This window comes from Clostridium caldaquaticum, assembly GCF_023806125.1.
GTDB classification, from domain to species: Bacteria; Bacillota; Clostridia; order Clostridiales; family Clostridiaceae; genus Clostridium_AT; species Clostridium_AT caldaquaticum.
Genome location: NZ_JAMSKT010000002.1, coordinates 119,327 through 134,510, shown reverse-complemented (window position 1 = coordinate 134,510; position 15,184 = coordinate 119,327). Strand labels below are relative to the sequence as shown.

15 protein-coding genes are annotated in these 15,184 nt (G+C 31.0%); 2 read left to right on the top strand and 13 right to left on the bottom strand.

Annotation, left to right across the window (positions count from 1 at the left end):
• Nucleotides 1–101 precede the first annotated feature (101 nt).
• Complete coding sequence (locus M2651_RS01965; RefSeq protein WP_252130649.1) at nt 102–473, top strand: bactofilin family protein; 372 nt, start codon at nt 102–104, stop codon at nt 471–473.
• 48 nt (nt 474–521) lie between these two features.
• On the opposite strand, the gene M2651_RS01960 is transcribed toward M2651_RS01965, so the two are convergent.
• The 12 genes from M2651_RS01960 to M2651_RS01905 all read right to left on the bottom strand — a co-directional run bounded on the left by M2651_RS01960 (nt 522) and on the right by M2651_RS01905 (nt 12,395).
• Nucleotides 522–785 carry a hypothetical protein gene (locus tag M2651_RS01960; RefSeq protein ID WP_252130648.1) on the bottom strand — a complete coding sequence of 88 codons (264 nt, stop codon included), beginning with the start codon at nt 783–785 and terminating at the stop codon, nt 522–524.
• Nucleotides 786–1,081: 296 nt separating this feature from the next.
• Entirely contained in the window at nt 1,082–1,390 is a 309-nt protein-coding gene (locus M2651_RS01955; protein ID WP_252130647.1) for a hypothetical protein, read from the bottom strand.
• Between the two features lie 173 nt (nt 1,391–1,563).
• On the bottom strand, nt 1,564–1,863 hold the full coding sequence (locus tag M2651_RS01950; protein WP_252130646.1) for a hypothetical protein: 300 nt from the start codon (nt 1,861–1,863) through the stop codon (nt 1,564–1,566).
• A 72-nt stretch (nt 1,864–1,935) separates the two neighbouring features.
• The gene (locus M2651_RS01945; RefSeq protein WP_252130645.1) at nt 1,936–2,271 is read right to left on the bottom strand and encodes a hypothetical protein; all 336 of its coding nucleotides are present in this window, start codon (nt 2,269–2,271) and stop codon (nt 1,936–1,938) included.
• Between the two features lie 136 nt (nt 2,272–2,407).
• Nucleotides 2,408–3,001, bottom strand: coding sequence for a ribosome biogenesis GTP-binding protein YihA/YsxC (yihA, locus tag M2651_RS01940; RefSeq protein WP_252130644.1), 594 nt, complete (start codon nt 2,999–3,001; stop codon nt 2,408–2,410).
• 1 nt (nt 3,002) lies between these two features.
• Nucleotides 3,003–5,324 (bottom strand): endopeptidase La, encoded by a 2,322-nt coding sequence (lon, locus tag M2651_RS01935; RefSeq protein WP_252130643.1) that lies wholly within the window; start codon nt 5,322–5,324, stop codon nt 3,003–3,005.
• A gap of 160 nt (nt 5,325–5,484) precedes the next feature.
• A complete protein-coding gene (gene lonB, locus M2651_RS01930; protein WP_252130642.1) occupies nt 5,485–7,164 on the bottom strand; it encodes an ATP-dependent protease LonB in 1,680 nt (559 codons plus the stop codon).
• A 193-nt stretch (nt 7,165–7,357) separates the two neighbouring features.
• Nucleotides 7,358–8,650: an ATP-dependent Clp protease ATP-binding subunit ClpX gene (gene clpX / locus M2651_RS01925; protein ID WP_252130731.1), complete on the bottom strand. Its 1,293-nt coding sequence runs from the start codon at nt 8,648–8,650 to the stop codon at nt 7,358–7,360.
• Between the two features lie 17 nt (nt 8,651–8,667).
• A complete protein-coding gene (clpP, locus tag M2651_RS01920; protein WP_252130641.1) occupies nt 8,668–9,252 on the bottom strand; it encodes an ATP-dependent Clp endopeptidase proteolytic subunit ClpP in 585 nt (194 codons plus the stop codon).
• Nucleotides 9,253–9,329: 77 nt separating this feature from the next.
• Entirely contained in the window at nt 9,330–10,622 is a 1,293-nt protein-coding gene (gene tig / locus M2651_RS01915; RefSeq protein WP_252130640.1) for a trigger factor, read from the bottom strand.
• Nucleotides 10,623–10,764: 142 nt separating this feature from the next.
• Nucleotides 10,765–11,547, bottom strand: coding sequence for a sugar phosphate isomerase/epimerase family protein (locus M2651_RS01910; RefSeq protein ID WP_252130639.1), 783 nt, complete (start codon nt 11,545–11,547; stop codon nt 10,765–10,767).
• A gap of 32 nt (nt 11,548–11,579) precedes the next feature.
• The gene (locus M2651_RS01905) at nt 11,580–12,395 is read right to left on the bottom strand and encodes a tRNA (guanine-N1)-methyltransferase (RefSeq protein ID WP_252130638.1); all 816 of its coding nucleotides are present in this window, start codon (nt 12,393–12,395) and stop codon (nt 11,580–11,582) included.
• A 342-nt stretch (nt 12,396–12,737) separates the two neighbouring features.
• On the opposite strand from M2651_RS01905, the gene lepB reads away from it, so the two are divergent.
• Complete coding sequence (gene lepB, locus M2651_RS01900; RefSeq protein ID WP_252130637.1) at nt 12,738–13,295, top strand: signal peptidase I; 558 nt, start codon at nt 12,738–12,740, stop codon at nt 13,293–13,295.
• Nucleotides 13,296–13,334: 39 nt separating this feature from the next.
• On the opposite strand, the gene M2651_RS01895 is transcribed toward lepB, so the two are convergent.
• Complete coding sequence (locus M2651_RS01895; protein WP_252130636.1) at nt 13,335–15,107, bottom strand: MutS-related protein; 1,773 nt, start codon at nt 15,105–15,107, stop codon at nt 13,335–13,337.
• Nucleotides 15,108–15,184 lie beyond the last annotated feature (77 nt).

Sequence of the window (15,184 nt, the reverse complement as noted above, 5' to 3'; positions counted from 1 at the left end):
CCAATACTTGAAGTTTTATACACATAAAAATAATTTTTTAATTTTTATTATTTTTATATTTATTGTATAATTGCAAAACTATTAAAATGGAGGTAGCATAAATGTTTAATGATAAAGAAAAAAATACTAATAAAATAGAAACTCTTATTGGAGAGAAATGCAATATAGTAGGTTCACTTCAAGGTGATGGTTTGATAAAAATTGATGGAACGATTGAAGGGGATATATTTTGGCAAGACGATGTTATAATAGGTGTCTCATCCTATTGTAAAAGCAATATAAACTGCAAAAGTGCTTTTATTAATGGTAAAGTTGAAGGAAACGTTGTTTGTGAAGATACCCTCACTTTAGAAAACTATGGAAAAATATTAGGAGATATAACTGTAAAAAACTTGATTATTAAAGAGGGCGGCGCTTTTGATGGCAAATGTACTATGGTCATTCCTGTAAAATCTGAAGAAGTTTCAGAATAAAAATAGCCAGGAGGGCCTCTTAAGCTCTCCTAGCTTTCTTTTAACATTCTATCTTTTGCATGGATTACAGCAGGCAAGGTAGAATATTGCTATGATGAATAATATACTGTTATCAACTAGTCCTAATGCTCCGCCGTAGTTTCCAACTCCTTCAACAGGTTTTGCTCCGAATAATCCGTATCCACCTCTGTTGAACTGTAAAAGTATAAGAATTAGTATAATTAGAGTTGGGAAATCGCAGCAGCATTTGTCATAACCTTTACGATATTCTTTTTCATCATAACAGCATTCATGTCTGTGCTTTCTACTCATATGAAACCCCCCTTTCTTGGGCAATGGTTTAACGTAATCTATTCTTTATCTTTAGCTCTTTAATATTACTAAGTTTATGAAACAGCTTTAATTCTCATGTACATTGGGATATATGGATGTCTGCTGTTTCTTCTGGCCTTACAATTCTTTTGTTTATACTATATACTATTCTTAAAATTAAAATTTAGTGCTGCATATTTATTAATTTTTTATATTTTATTTTAAGTTAATCATAAAAATAATTTTTAATGAATATAATCTACTGAAAAACTCTATGCTGCTCTGTACTATTAAACTTATTTTTTCATAAGACTGGTTATAGTATAAATTTGCAAAATAGAATCTATTAACTTAGATTTTTCAGCATCCACTAAAGGCTTAATAGCATTTAATAATTGTACTCTTCTATCACTTATTGCTGAAGGTGCTTTTCCAGCTGATGAACTATTGCTGCTGCCTGTAAATCCATGAATTATAGAAGAAAGTTGATTCATATCTATATTATTCAGCAAGTTACCCATTTGATTCATGTCAAAGTTACTTAAATCAAAATTGTTCATTCTATCATTTGACTCATTATTATGTGTTCTTCTGTGTCTGCTCATTAAATCACCTCCTGCAACTTCTTTATTAAAACCGAAAACACTAGATATCCGGCTTGAAAATTTATTAAGACCGTCTAGTAAAATCATTATTCTGTTTCATTTTATTACTGGATATCTAAAATCAACTTTCAGTTATATGTTAAGGAGGGCTAAAAGAGCCCTCCAAATTTAGTCTACTTTCTGCAAGGGGTGCAGCAGGAAAGAAAATACAGTGCAATTATGAACAGGATGCTGTTGTCTATAAGGTTAGTTCCACCTAATAAGCTAGGAGCCACAACTGGTGCTGATCCACAGCCATCATCTGATACTGCAACTTGAGCTCCAGCATAGTATCCACCTTTTCTATTGAATTGAAGTATTATCAATATCAATATTATTAAGGTTGGAAAATCACAGCAACAGTTTCCTAAACCACCCAATAATGTATGCTTTTCGAAGCAATCATAGTCTTTCTTGCAATGCTTTCTACTCATAAAATATATCCTCCTTTTCATTAAGGGCTTTCTATAAGCCCAGGCTTTTTATTTTCCATCTTTTGCAAAACACTATAACTGTCCATCCTCTGTGTCTACATTAATAATATTAGTATTTGCTCCCCCTATGCCGTCATTAAATAAGAATAGTATTGCGAATATGATTAATATGAACCATCCATTTTCGCCAAAGAAGCCGCTATTACGCTGTTTATGGTGATGATGTTTTCTGCGACAATCATATCCGCTTCCCCAATTACCAAAGATTCCACCGTCATTACCACAGAAGCAGAAGATAACAATAATTATCAACACCCATAATATTAGATTATCGTTTCTTCTTCCACATGCTCCGCCAACGGTATCTATCTGTCTGGTAACGGCTAGTTCTTTAGCTGCACTGTTCATTGAACCATTTCCTCCCTTCCAGAAGATTCTTCCTTCTTTTGTTTTCTACTATATACTATTCTATCAATACGTTTTTGACACAAAAAAATAAGCCGAGCTTAAATAAATTTAAACTCAGCTTATTTCTATAAAAAATTTAGTTTTCTTCAATAAGTTCCCTAAACATAACTTCTAAAAGTTCTTCTCTTCCCTCTTTATTAAGTGAAGAAAAAAACATAATTTTTTCTTCTTTAGTTAATTCCAATGTCTCTCTTATTAGCTTTTCACTTTTTGAAATTTCACTTTTTTTGAGTTTATCTTTTTTAGTAGCTACGATTAAAGTATTATGACCATAATGTTTAATCCATTTATACATAAGTATATCATCATTAGTTGGTTTATGACGACTGTCAACTAATAATACTACCTTTTTAAGCTGCGGCCTGTTTAAGAGGTAATTTTCAATTATCTTTCCCCAGCTTTCTTTTTCGGCTTTAGATACTTTTGCATACCCATATCCAGGTAAATCTACTAAATAAAAAGTATTGTTTATAAGAAAAAAATTTATAAGTCTTGTTTTTCCAGGAGTACTGCTTACTTTAGCCAGACTTCTTCTATTAGTAATACTGTTAATAATAGATGATTTCCCAACATTAGATCGTCCAACAAAAGCTATTTCTAATCTATCATCAACAGGATATTGATTTGGTTTAACTGCAGAAGTTATAAATTCAGATCTTTTTATTTCCATTTTATTCCTCACTAATTAATGCATTTGAAAGCACATCATCAATTTTATCTGCTAATATAAAATTAAGCTTATTTTTAATACTCTTAGGAATCTTTAACATATCTTTTTCATTATCTTTAGGAATTATTACTGTATTTATTCCTGCTCTAAAAGCAGCAAGGCACTTTTCTTTTAATCCTCCTATAGGAAGAACTCTTCCTGTTAAAGTAATTTCTCCAGTCATAGCTACATTATGTTTTACCTTTTTAGAACTTAGTGCAGATATCATTCCTGTAATCATAGTTACACCAGCTGATGGTCCATCCTTAGGAACAGCTCCTTCTGGTACATGTATGTGTATATCTTTATCCTTATGAAATTCTGGTGATATACCATATTTTTCCGCATTTGCTCTAACATAACTGTATCCAGCCCTTGCAGATTCTTTCATAACATCTCCTAATTGTCCAGTTAGCTCTAATTTTCCATTTCCTGGCATAACCGTTACTTCTACAGGTAAAGTATCGCCGCCGTAACCTGTCCAAGCCATACCCATAACAACACCAATCTTGTCTATTTTATCAGCTTTATCATAACTGAAAATAGCAGGACCAAGGTACTTTTTAATGTGATTTATTGTTATATTTATGCTTTGTTTATTCTTTTCTACCATTTCAGCTATACTTTTTCTAATGACAGTAGCCAGCTTTCTTTCTAAATTTCTTACTCCAGACTCTCTAGTATAATTTTCAATCACATTATATATAGCACTTTCAGCAAAGGTAATTTTTCCTTCTTCAATATTATGCTCTTTTAACTGCTTAGGTATTAAATGCTCTTTTGAAATATGAAATTTTTCCTCATAAGTGTACCCCGATACTTCTATTACTTCCATTCTGTCTAACAATGGCCTTGGTATTGGGTCTAAACTGTTAGCAGTTGTAATAAAAAGTACTTTTGATAAATCGAAATCTAATTCTAAATAATGATCTCTAAAGGTACTGTTTTGTTCAGCATCCAAAACTTCTAAAAGAGCATCTGCAGGATCTCCTCTAAAATCATTGCTCATTTTATCTATTTCGTCTAAAAGAAACAGTGGATTTTTAGACTTGGCTTGCTTCATGCCATATATAATTCTTCCAGGTATCGCCCCTACATAAGTTTTTCTATGCCCTCGTATTTCCGCTTCATCTCGCACTCCACCTAATGACATTCTTACAAAGTTTCTATTTAGTGCATGAGCAATAGAACGTGCTATAGAAGTTTTACCTACTCCTGGAGGACCTACAAGACAAACTATTGGACCCTTTAAAGTATTGCTTATCTTTCTGACAGCAAGATACTCTATTATTCTATCCTTCACATCTTCAAGTCCATAATGTTCTTTTTCAAGTATTTCTCTCGCTCTTTTAATATCTAGATTATCCTCTGTTTCATTATTCCAAGGCAAATCTAATATCCAATCAAGATATGTTCTTATAACGCCGCCTTCAGCAGAATAAGAACCGCTATTTTTCAATCTGTCAAGCTCATATAGTGCCTTTTCTTTTACAGACTTAGGAAGTTTAGCTTTATTTATTTTGTTCTTATACCTGCTAATTTCCTTTTTATCTTCATCATCTTCCCCTAATTCTTCCTGTATAGCTTTTAATTGCTCTCTGAGATAATATTCTTTCTGAACTTTATCAATTTTATTTTTAACTTTAGCTCCTATCTTTCTTTCAAGCTTTAAAACGTCAACCTCATTGTTTATTAATATTAGAAGTTTCTCAAGTCTTTCGCTGACATCAAAAGATTCCAAAAGTTCCTGTTTTTTATCTCCCTTTAACATCAGATAAGAACTAATAACATCTGCAAGCCTTCCTGGGCTCTCTAAATCATCTAGAGATACTAAAAATTCTGTCTGCATATTACCAGATAATCTTATATATTCATCAAAAGAATTTCTAACAGTTCTTACCAACGCCTCGCATTTCTTATCAGTAATACATTCTAATTCTTCTAAAATCTCCACATCAACCTTGAAAAATGATTCCTTCTCTGTAAAGTTGATTATTTTTGCCCTATTAATACCTTCAATAAGAACACGTACTGTATCACCAGGAAGTTTAAGAATCTGCTTTATAGTACAAACTGTACCTACTTCATATATATCCTTTTCATCTGGCTCCTCAACCTTTGGGTCTTTTTGAGAAACCAAGAAAATTTCTTGATTTTTTAACATAGCATCTTCTAATGCAAGAATAGATTTTTCCCTTCCTACATCAAAATGCATTACCATATAAGGAAATATTGTAATACCTCTTAAGGGAATTAGAGGAAGATTTCTCAATTCCTTTTCCATTATTATCCCCTCACTTCAAATTATATTTTACAGCCAAGCATCAAAAGTTTCCATTAAAATGGAAACAAATAACACTTGGCTAGACTTAATATATTATACCCATAAAATTATTATTTTTCAATCAGTATTATACTTTATGCAGTCAATAGTATTTAATTTTTTATGAATGAAGGGATTGAGCTGATAATACAGCATTATTACCATCAATTGTAACCGGGTTATTAGTACCCTCCTCTTTTATTAGAGCTATATATAATACTTCATTAATATGGCTTACAGCTATGACTTTACCTTCATTAATAGTAGCAAAACTGTCCTGCCAATTTTCTTTTGGAATAATTATTTTTTTAGCTCCTGCTTTAATTGCTGCAGAAATTTTTGCGTTTACGCCCCCAATAGGTTTTACATTACCGTATAACGATATTTCTCCAGTCATGGCTACTTCATTATCTACTGGTATACCCTTAATTGCACTATATATTGCAGTTGTTATGCTAATACCTGCTGACGGCCCGTCAACTGGTGAACCACCTGGAAAATTAACATGTATATCATATTTATCACAACTTAAGTTAAATACATTTTCCAGAACAGTTATCACATTTTCCACTGAACATCTAGCCATACTTTTTCTTACAATTTTTCTGTTGAAGCTGCTTATTTCTTCTTCCTCAACTATTCCTGTAATTTTCAGCTGACCTTTTCTAAACTTGCTTCTTTGTGCAGTAGCTTCTATTTCCATTACAGCTCCCATATTTGCTCCATACACAGCAAGACCGTTTACAAAACCGATTTGAGGTTTGTCGTTAACTTTATTATCTGGTCTTGGGGAGTATTGACCATTTTCAATTACCCACTCTATATCATCAACAGTAATAAGAGTTCTGTTATCATTAATAGCAATTCCACAAGCTAGCTGTACTAAATTTAAAGCATCTCTTCCATTAGAAGCATATTTTCCCACCATTATTCGCGCTTTCTCTTCAATTTGTAACCCAATTTTGTCTACAGAATTTTGAGCTATCTTTTCTATTTCTTCTGGTAAAAGCGCCCTAAAAAATATTTCAACACATCTTGATCTTAAAGCAGGTACTATTTCCTCTGGACTTCGAGTTGTTGCACCTATAAGCCTAAAATCAGCAGGAAGTCCATTATCAAATATGTCTTTAATATATAATGGCATATTCGCATCTTCAGAATTATAATAAGCACTATCTAAAAATACCTTCCTATCTTCTAACACTTTTAAAAGCTTATTCATTTCAATAGGATGAAGCTCTCCAATTTCATCTATAAAAAGCACTCCACCATGTGCTTTAGTAACAGCTCCTGGTTTTGGCTGTGGTACTCCAGCAATACCTAAAGGTCCTGCTCCCTGATATATAGGGTCATGTACTGACCCTATAAGAGGATCAGCAATTCCTCTATCATCAAATCTAACAGTTGTTGCATCTATTTCTACAAATTTAGCATTAGTTTTAAAAGGTGAATGTGCTCTTTTTTTAGCATCTTCCAAAACTAATCTGGCAGCTGCTGTTTTTCCTACTCCAGGAGGACCATATATTATGACATGTTGTGGATTGGGTCCACATAGCGCAGCCTGCAGTGCTTTTATTCCTCTTTCCTGGCCTATAATATCATCAAAGGTTGCGGGTCTACTCTTCTCAGTTAAAGGCTCTGTTAGGCTTATGCTTCTCATATTCTTTAATTTATCCATTTCCTTTTTATTTTCTTTATCAATAACAATCTTGCTCGACTGCTGACCTTTTAAGGCATTAAAGAAATATAGCCCCATAACTATAGTAGCAAAAAACTGAATGAAAATTAAAAAATTTGTCATATTATTCTCCAGTTACATATACTAAAATATAGTATTACTCAACTGGAAACCTCCCTTCATTTATAAGCTTCCTAGTAAATTTACCTTTTTGTATTATGCACATTTTCAAGGTAATATATTCCACAATTTATAAAAAGCTTTATGCAAATGTTGAAGGTTTTAATAACAGCAAAAAAGAGCAGATATACTGCTCTTAAGCTGACTCTATACCTTTTTTACCTCTGCCCTTTTTAGTAATTTTTAAAGGAGTTCTTTTATCACCCTCAGCCATTATTAACTGCGGCTTTTTTGTACTAATAGTTTCTTCATTTACTATAACCTTAGCAATTCCTTCATTTGATGGAACTTCAAACATAACATCTCTCATTATATCTTCAATTATAGCTCTTAACCCTCTTGCTCCGGTGTTTCTTTTTATTGCTTCATCAGCAATAGCTAACAGAGCTTCTTTCGAAAAATCAAGTTCTACATTATCCATTTCAAATAACTTTTTATATTGCTTAACAAGAGCATTTTTAGGCTCAGTTAAAATGCTTATAAGCGCATTTCTATCTAGTGATTCTAGGGTTACAACTATAGGTAATCTTCCAACAAATTCAGGTATAAGCCCAAACTTCAATAAATCTCCTGGCATTATTTCCTTTAAAAGCTTACCTATATCTTTTTCCTTTTTAGATTTCACTTCTGCACCAAAACCCATGGCACTTTGTCTTGTTCTTTTTTCTATTATCTTATCGACACCATCAAACGCACCGCCACATATAAATAATATGTTAGTTGTGTTAATTTGTATAAACTCTTGATGAGGATGTTTTCTTCCTCCTTGAGGAGGTACAGAAGCTACAGTTCCTTCTAATATTTTCAAAAGTGCCTGCTGAACTCCTTCACCAGATACATCTCTAGTTATAGAAGGATTTTCAGATTTTCTTGCAATCTTGTCAATTTCATCTATATATATGATACCTTTTTCAGCTCTTTCTATGTCATAATCTGCATTCTGAATGAGCTTTAACAATATATTTTCAACATCTTCTCCTACATATCCAGCTTCTGTTAATGTAGTCGCATCTGCAATAGCAAATGGTACATTTAAAAACTTAGCTAATGTCTGTGCAAGTAAAGTTTTACCTGAACCTGTAGGACCAAGCAAAAGTATATTACTCTTTTGTAATTCTATATCATCATAATCTATTTTTGAGTTTATTCTCTTATAGTGATTATACACTGCTACTGCTAGTGCCTTTTTTGCCTCATCCTGACCTACTACATAACCGTCAAGATAGTTTTTTATTTCTTGTGGTTTTGGCAACGAACCAGTTTCAATTTGAATATTTTCATCAAACTCATCAGTTATTATCTCTGAACAAAGTTCAATACATTCATCACATATATATACTCCAGGTCCAGCTATGAGTCTTCTTACTTGATCCTGATTTTTGCCGCAAAAGGAACATTTTAATTGTTTTTTATCATCATTTTTTGCCATCATTTCACCTCACCAGGCTATTTCTTTTTAGTTATAACCTCGTCAATTAATCCATATTTCATTGCTTCTTCTGCAGTCATAAAATTGTCTCTTTCAGTATCTCTTTCTATTTGTTCAATAGGTTTACCAGTTCTCTCTGAAAGAATTTTATTTAAATTCTTCTTTATCTTAAGAATTCTCTCTGCATGTATTCCTATATCTGTAGCCTGCCCTTGATATCCTCCAAGCGGCTGATGAATCATGATTTCACTATTTGGCAGTGCAAATCTTTTGCCTTTAGCACCTGCTGCTAAAAGAAAAGCCCCCATAGAAGCAGCCATTCCTACACAAATAGTAGAAACATCCGGCTTTATATACTGCATAGTATCATATATTGCCATTCCAGCGGTTATAGAACCTCCTGGGCTGTTTATGTAAAGATAAATATCCTTATCTGGATCCTCACCTTCAAGAAATAAAAGCTGTGCAACAACTAAGCTTGCTGTAACATCATTAACTTCTTCACTAAGTAATATTATTCTGTCCTTTAAAAGTCTAGAATAAATATCGTAAGATCGTTCTCCTCTATTAGTTTGTTCAACAACTACCGGTACTAAACTCATAAAATTCCCTCCTATTATATCCTTATTTATAAAATTAGCTGCCAGAATAATATCTGGCAACTAACTCCCCTTTTATTTTATGCAATAGCTTTGCTGCTATCCACTAATAATTTTATTACTTTTTCATTAACTACATCTAATTTTAGATAATCCTTTTGAGCATCAAGAATTAGCTTTGTAGTTTTCTCAACATCTTTTTCACCATATTGTTTAGCAAGCTCTGCTGCTTTGCTTTGAAGTTCTTCTTCAGTTGCCTCAATATTTTCTGTCTTAGCAATCTTGTCAAGTACTAAATCAGTCTTAACTCTCTTCTCAGCACTTTCCTTCATGTACTCTCTTACACTAGCTTCAGTATTATTTGTATATTCATAATATGTCTTAAGATCAAGTCCTTGATACCTTAATCTCATTTCAAGATCTCTTAACATATTATCAATTTCTTTATTTATCATAACTTCAGGAATATCTACTTTAACATTTGCAACTGCCGCATCTATAACAGCTTCTTCATATTCTCTCTTAGCTCTTAAATCGTTAGCATCTTGTAATTTCTTTCTTATATCAGCTTTTAATTCTTCTAATGTATCAAACTCTGATACTTCCTTTGCAAACTCATCATCTAAAGCTGGAAGTTCTTTAACTTTAATCTCCTTAAGAGTAACTTCAAACACTGCAGGCTTTCCGTTTAACTCTTCTCTTCCATATTGCTCTGGGAAAGTAACATTTACATTTTTAGTTTCTCCAACAGCCATTCCTATTAATTGATCTTCAAAATTATCAATAAATGTTCCTGAACCAATTTCTAAGGAATAATCTTTTCCTTCTCCTCCTTCAAAGGCTACCCCGTCAATAAAGCCTTTAAAATCAATAACTGCTATGTTTCCTTTTTCTAAGGTTCCTTCAGTTTTAGTTTCAACTCTGCTATTTTTTTCCTGCATAGATTTTAATTGAGCGTCAATTTCTTCATCTGTAACATTATATTCTACTTTTTTCACTTCTAAGTTCTTATATTCACCAAGTTCAATTTCTGGATATACAGTAACTTGTGCAGTATATATAAAGTCTTTGCCTTCTCCAAGCTGTACTATGTCTATTTGTGGATAGTCAACTGGTCTTATATTGTTTTCCTTTATAGCTAAAGGATATGTATCATCACAGCAAAAGTTAATAGCATCTTCATAAAATACTCCTTCACCATAATATTTCTTTATTATGCTAACTGGAGCTTTTCCTTTTCTAAAGCCAGGTATATTAAATTTCTTTGCATTTTTAGCATAAGATTTTTTTAATGCTTCACTAAACTTTTCATTGTCAACGGATATTTCAAGTTTAACTACATTATTTTCTATTTTTTCCACTTTAACGTTCATTATACTATTCCTCCTACAGTAAATGGTTTTTAACCATAACATTATAACATATATTTTAGAAATATTACAAACATTATTATATAATTTTCTTTTATTAATTATTATATACCAAATATTGCAGTAATTACAAGAATTATTTGATTTAAATTATTTTTTCCAATAGTGTTTTAGTTTCTTTTAATTCGGTATATTTTCCATAATTTTCTCTATACACTTCTATTATAGCCATTTTATCGTATCCCATATCTTTTAGTTTAGAAATAATCTGTTCATAGTTTACATTTCCTCTTCCAGGAAGAAGACAAATATGCTTTTCATCTCTATCATTTATATGAAAGTTTACTATATTTTTACCAAAAACCTCTATATACTTCTGCGGGTCAATATAAGCTTTAAAAGCCTGCTTTATATCAAGGGTAAAGTAAATTGGATAACTACAGCTTTCATTAAGAAATTTTAAAAATTCCAAATTTGCTGACATACACCAGGATACATTTTCTTGAGCTAATTTTATACCTTCTTCCATACTTATATAAGAAAGCTCATTATAAATATCTGCTATGAATTTTTTATCCAGTTCATTAAAATTAGAAAGCCTCATGCCATGAAAGGTATAACAGGCAGCTCCTAATCTTTTGGCAGCCCTGCAAAGCTTTCTGTAATATACAAACATATCTTCTCTTCTTCTTTTATACTTGTCAAAAAGAAAAGGTTCATATTGTGAAGAACAGCAGTGTATGGAATGAACATTGAAATTGTATTTTAATGTTTCTTCAACTAATTTATCAATAAAACCTTCCTCATACTCACTAGGAGTATTTAGAAAAATCTCTCCCCCTGTAAAACCTAAGCTAGCCATAAGTTTTATACTGTCTTCAGTATTTACTTCTGGATAAAAGCTAGCAGATGATAACCCTATTTCCATATATCCTCCTATAATTATATTAATTCCAAAGGTTATTTTGAAACAGCTATTGAACCATTTTGTATACTTATGAACCTGATACTGCCGTCATCCATTATTACTTCTAAACCTTTATCAGTGTTGTTACCAAACTTAATATTCTCTCCACCTACATTTATATTTCTGTCTCTATCTTTATTTTTTACATTCACAAACCATAGGTATTTTTTGTTTGTTTTTCTTATATATGGCAATTGAGAAAAGTAAGCAATATTTTCATCATCTATAAACTTAGGAGAAGTACACCAGATATAATCTGCTCTCTTAGCAAGTATAGTTTCTCTTTTATATGTTTTACTATTAGAAGATGTATAACTTAAAGCTGAAACATCTTCTAGCTTTCCATTTATATCTAAAAACCAAATACTTTGAGATTTGCTGTCATAGAGAACCATTCCTGTACCTGATGGATTTATATTAAAAGTAATAGCTTGATTATCAGTATTTATATACTTAAATTTATTCATTCCATCTATATGTTCGTATACAGCCTTTATCTTAATTTCATTATTTAAAGTTACATCATAAAATTTTTCTTCAATTTTTTCTTGAGGGGCAGGTTTATTGCTTTCGTCATTAGTTGTTGTTTCGTTTTCTGAATTGATATTTTTTTCAGCTTCATTGTTTGAATTAAAAAACTTGAAACTTTTATATGAATTAATCTTACTTTTAACAATATTTTTAAAACTGCTTCCTGTAAAATAAAATATACCAACAATAACTAAAAAACTCACAAACAAAATCATTTTTAATTTACGCTTTTTCATTCGTCTTTCATATTCTCTGCTGAAAATGCTCGGCTTTCCCAAATTAATGCACTCCCCTCCATAAAATTATATTTAAACAAAACCTGTTATTTTATATAAATTCATTACTTATTATACCTCAATATTAATAATCTTACTATAAAATAAGCATATCTTTCCTATTTATTTTAATTAGTATTAAATATTATTTGCAACCTTTTTTGAAAATAAATTTTTAAAAAGCTCCAAATTAAAATGCTTTTTATTATCTTTTTATGCTGAAATTCATAAAATGTATTGTAAAGGTTTTTATAAGAATTCCCCCTGTCTAAATAACAAAAATTTACATAAAATAGAATTATCTTAAATTTAATACATAGTAAATGCTTAATTGAGGAGGATTCTATGGATAATAAAAACTCACCTTCAAAATCAAATAAAAAAAATACTGCTAGAGATTATGTTATCTCAATTTTATTAGCAGTTATCATAGCTTTAGCTTTTAGAACATATGTATTTGCAAGAGCTGATGTAGATGGTGAATCTATGATGTCAACTCTGCATGATAAAGATGTTATTTTTGTAGAAAAATTAAGCTTGCTTACCCACAGCATAAAACGAGGACAAATAATAATTTTTAATTCTCATAATTCTGCCGATGATATCTATGTTAAAAGAGTAATTGCTGTTGCAGGTGATGAAATAGAAATTAAAGATGGAAAGGTATTTTTAAATGGAAGTGAACTTAATGAAAGTTATTTGGATTCAAATACCATTACAACACCTGGACCTTTTATGAAAAATAATGCTATATACAAAGTAGAAAAAGATCATGTATTTGTACTTGGCGATAACAGAGAGGACAGCATAGACAGTCGTATATTAGGTCCTATAAATATTAAAGATATAAAAGGTCATGCCATAATTAGAGTTTATCCTTTCAGCAGAATAACAATATTTTAGTAAAATAGCCAAAGATATGGCTGCATATCTCTGGCTTACTTATTTTACAAACAAATTATCAACTCTCTTGTAAGTTTTATATATTATTTCTTCTGGATAACCTAAGTATTTTAAAAGCTTTATTGCATTTCTTGTAGGTGATACTCCCTTTCTTATAAGGTAGTCAAAATTTAATCCTTCTTCTCCTACATTTTCAGTAAAGTAATAACACTCATAAGATTTATCTACTATTTCAGTAAGCTCCAAATCATGGGTTGCCACAATAGGCAGTGAATTGTGGCTTATTAAAAAATCTAAAATTTCAGCTGATGCACTTATTCTTTCTATAGGATTTGTCCCTCTAAATATTTCATCAATAATACAAAGTGAAGGTATAGCCTCTTCACAGCTTTTTATTATTCGAAGTACTGCTTCTGCCTCTCCTAAATAATAACTCTTTCCAGTAAGCAGATTATCACTTGGACTTATAGATGATAGTATTTTAAAGCAGCTGCTTTTATATTCCTTTGCAAGGCATGTACATATTGTTTGTGCAAACAAAGCATTTACTCCTATAGTTCTAAGAAACGTAGATTTACCTGACATATTTGAACCAGTTAAGATTATTCCTTTATTTTTAATATTTATAGAATTAGGAACGGGTTCATCAATTAAAGGATGTACCAAGTCTTTGACTTCTATATGTTTTCCTTCATTATCCAGTTCAGGTTCTGTATAATAATCAAGCCCTTCTCTATAGGATGCAATAGATATAAAGGAATCAATCTCCCCTAGTGCTATATAAAGCTTTCTTAAAGCATCTCTATATTTACTAACTTCGTCAAGCACCGAAAAAAACTTTCTCTCTTTAGTTAAAAATAATATATTTATATAGTCTAAAATAGCGCCTGCTCCCATAGGATCCGACCCTTCGACACTTCCAATTACTGCAGCTGCTTTTGCAGCTTTTATATCTTTTACATTGTCTTTTAAAATAGTTTTATAGTCTGCCAGCAGCTCATTATCAATTTCTCCAAGCCTCCTAGCAGTATTTATCACAGAGCTTAAATATGTTATAGAATCTATATGCATGCTTATTTCTTTTTTAAATTTATAATGAATAAACATGTTTATTATAAAAACAAATATTATGTATATACCTATACCTAACCCATAAAAAGGCATTAAAACTAAGATTATAACAGGGAGTAATGCCATTGTATTGAACAAAATACTCTTTTTACTTTTCTTAGGAAGTATACCCCATAAAAAATCCGTTATAGAATTATGATTCTGTCTGCTTAACCAATAAAGTTCCATTTGAACTCTTTCTCTTAAATTTTTATCCTTCTGAAAAAGATTAATAAACTTCTTTCTTCTGCTTAATTCTTCTTCATTAAACTGCGGAGTTCTCAGCATATTATAAAGCACCTGCTCACCAGGTCCAGAAAGGGTTCTATCTAGTTTTTCAAACACCTTATCCATAGTAAAGTCTTCAAAAGTTTGATTATCTATATAAAAAACTTCTTTATTCTCAGACTTTAGAAACTCATAAAGCTTTTTTATATCATTCAAATTTCTCTTTCTGGTATTTACCTTTCCCCAGCTATCTTTTATATAATAAAGTGCTCTATATTTCATCATTTTACTTCTAAAATAAAATGATAAAATTCCAAAAGGTATAACCAAGACAAAGCCTAAGTAAAACTCTGTTCTTTTATCTTGTGCTATAATAAAAGATAGATAGACTGTCATTCCAATTAAAGCAATAAAAAACCACATAAAACTCTTCATCTGTTTTTCTTTTTTTGCTAGGATTTGTTTCTCATCCATAAATTTAAATCATCTCCTGTACAACCCTATTTAAGTTTATAAGTTATTTACATATTATAACTATATAGTAAAATACT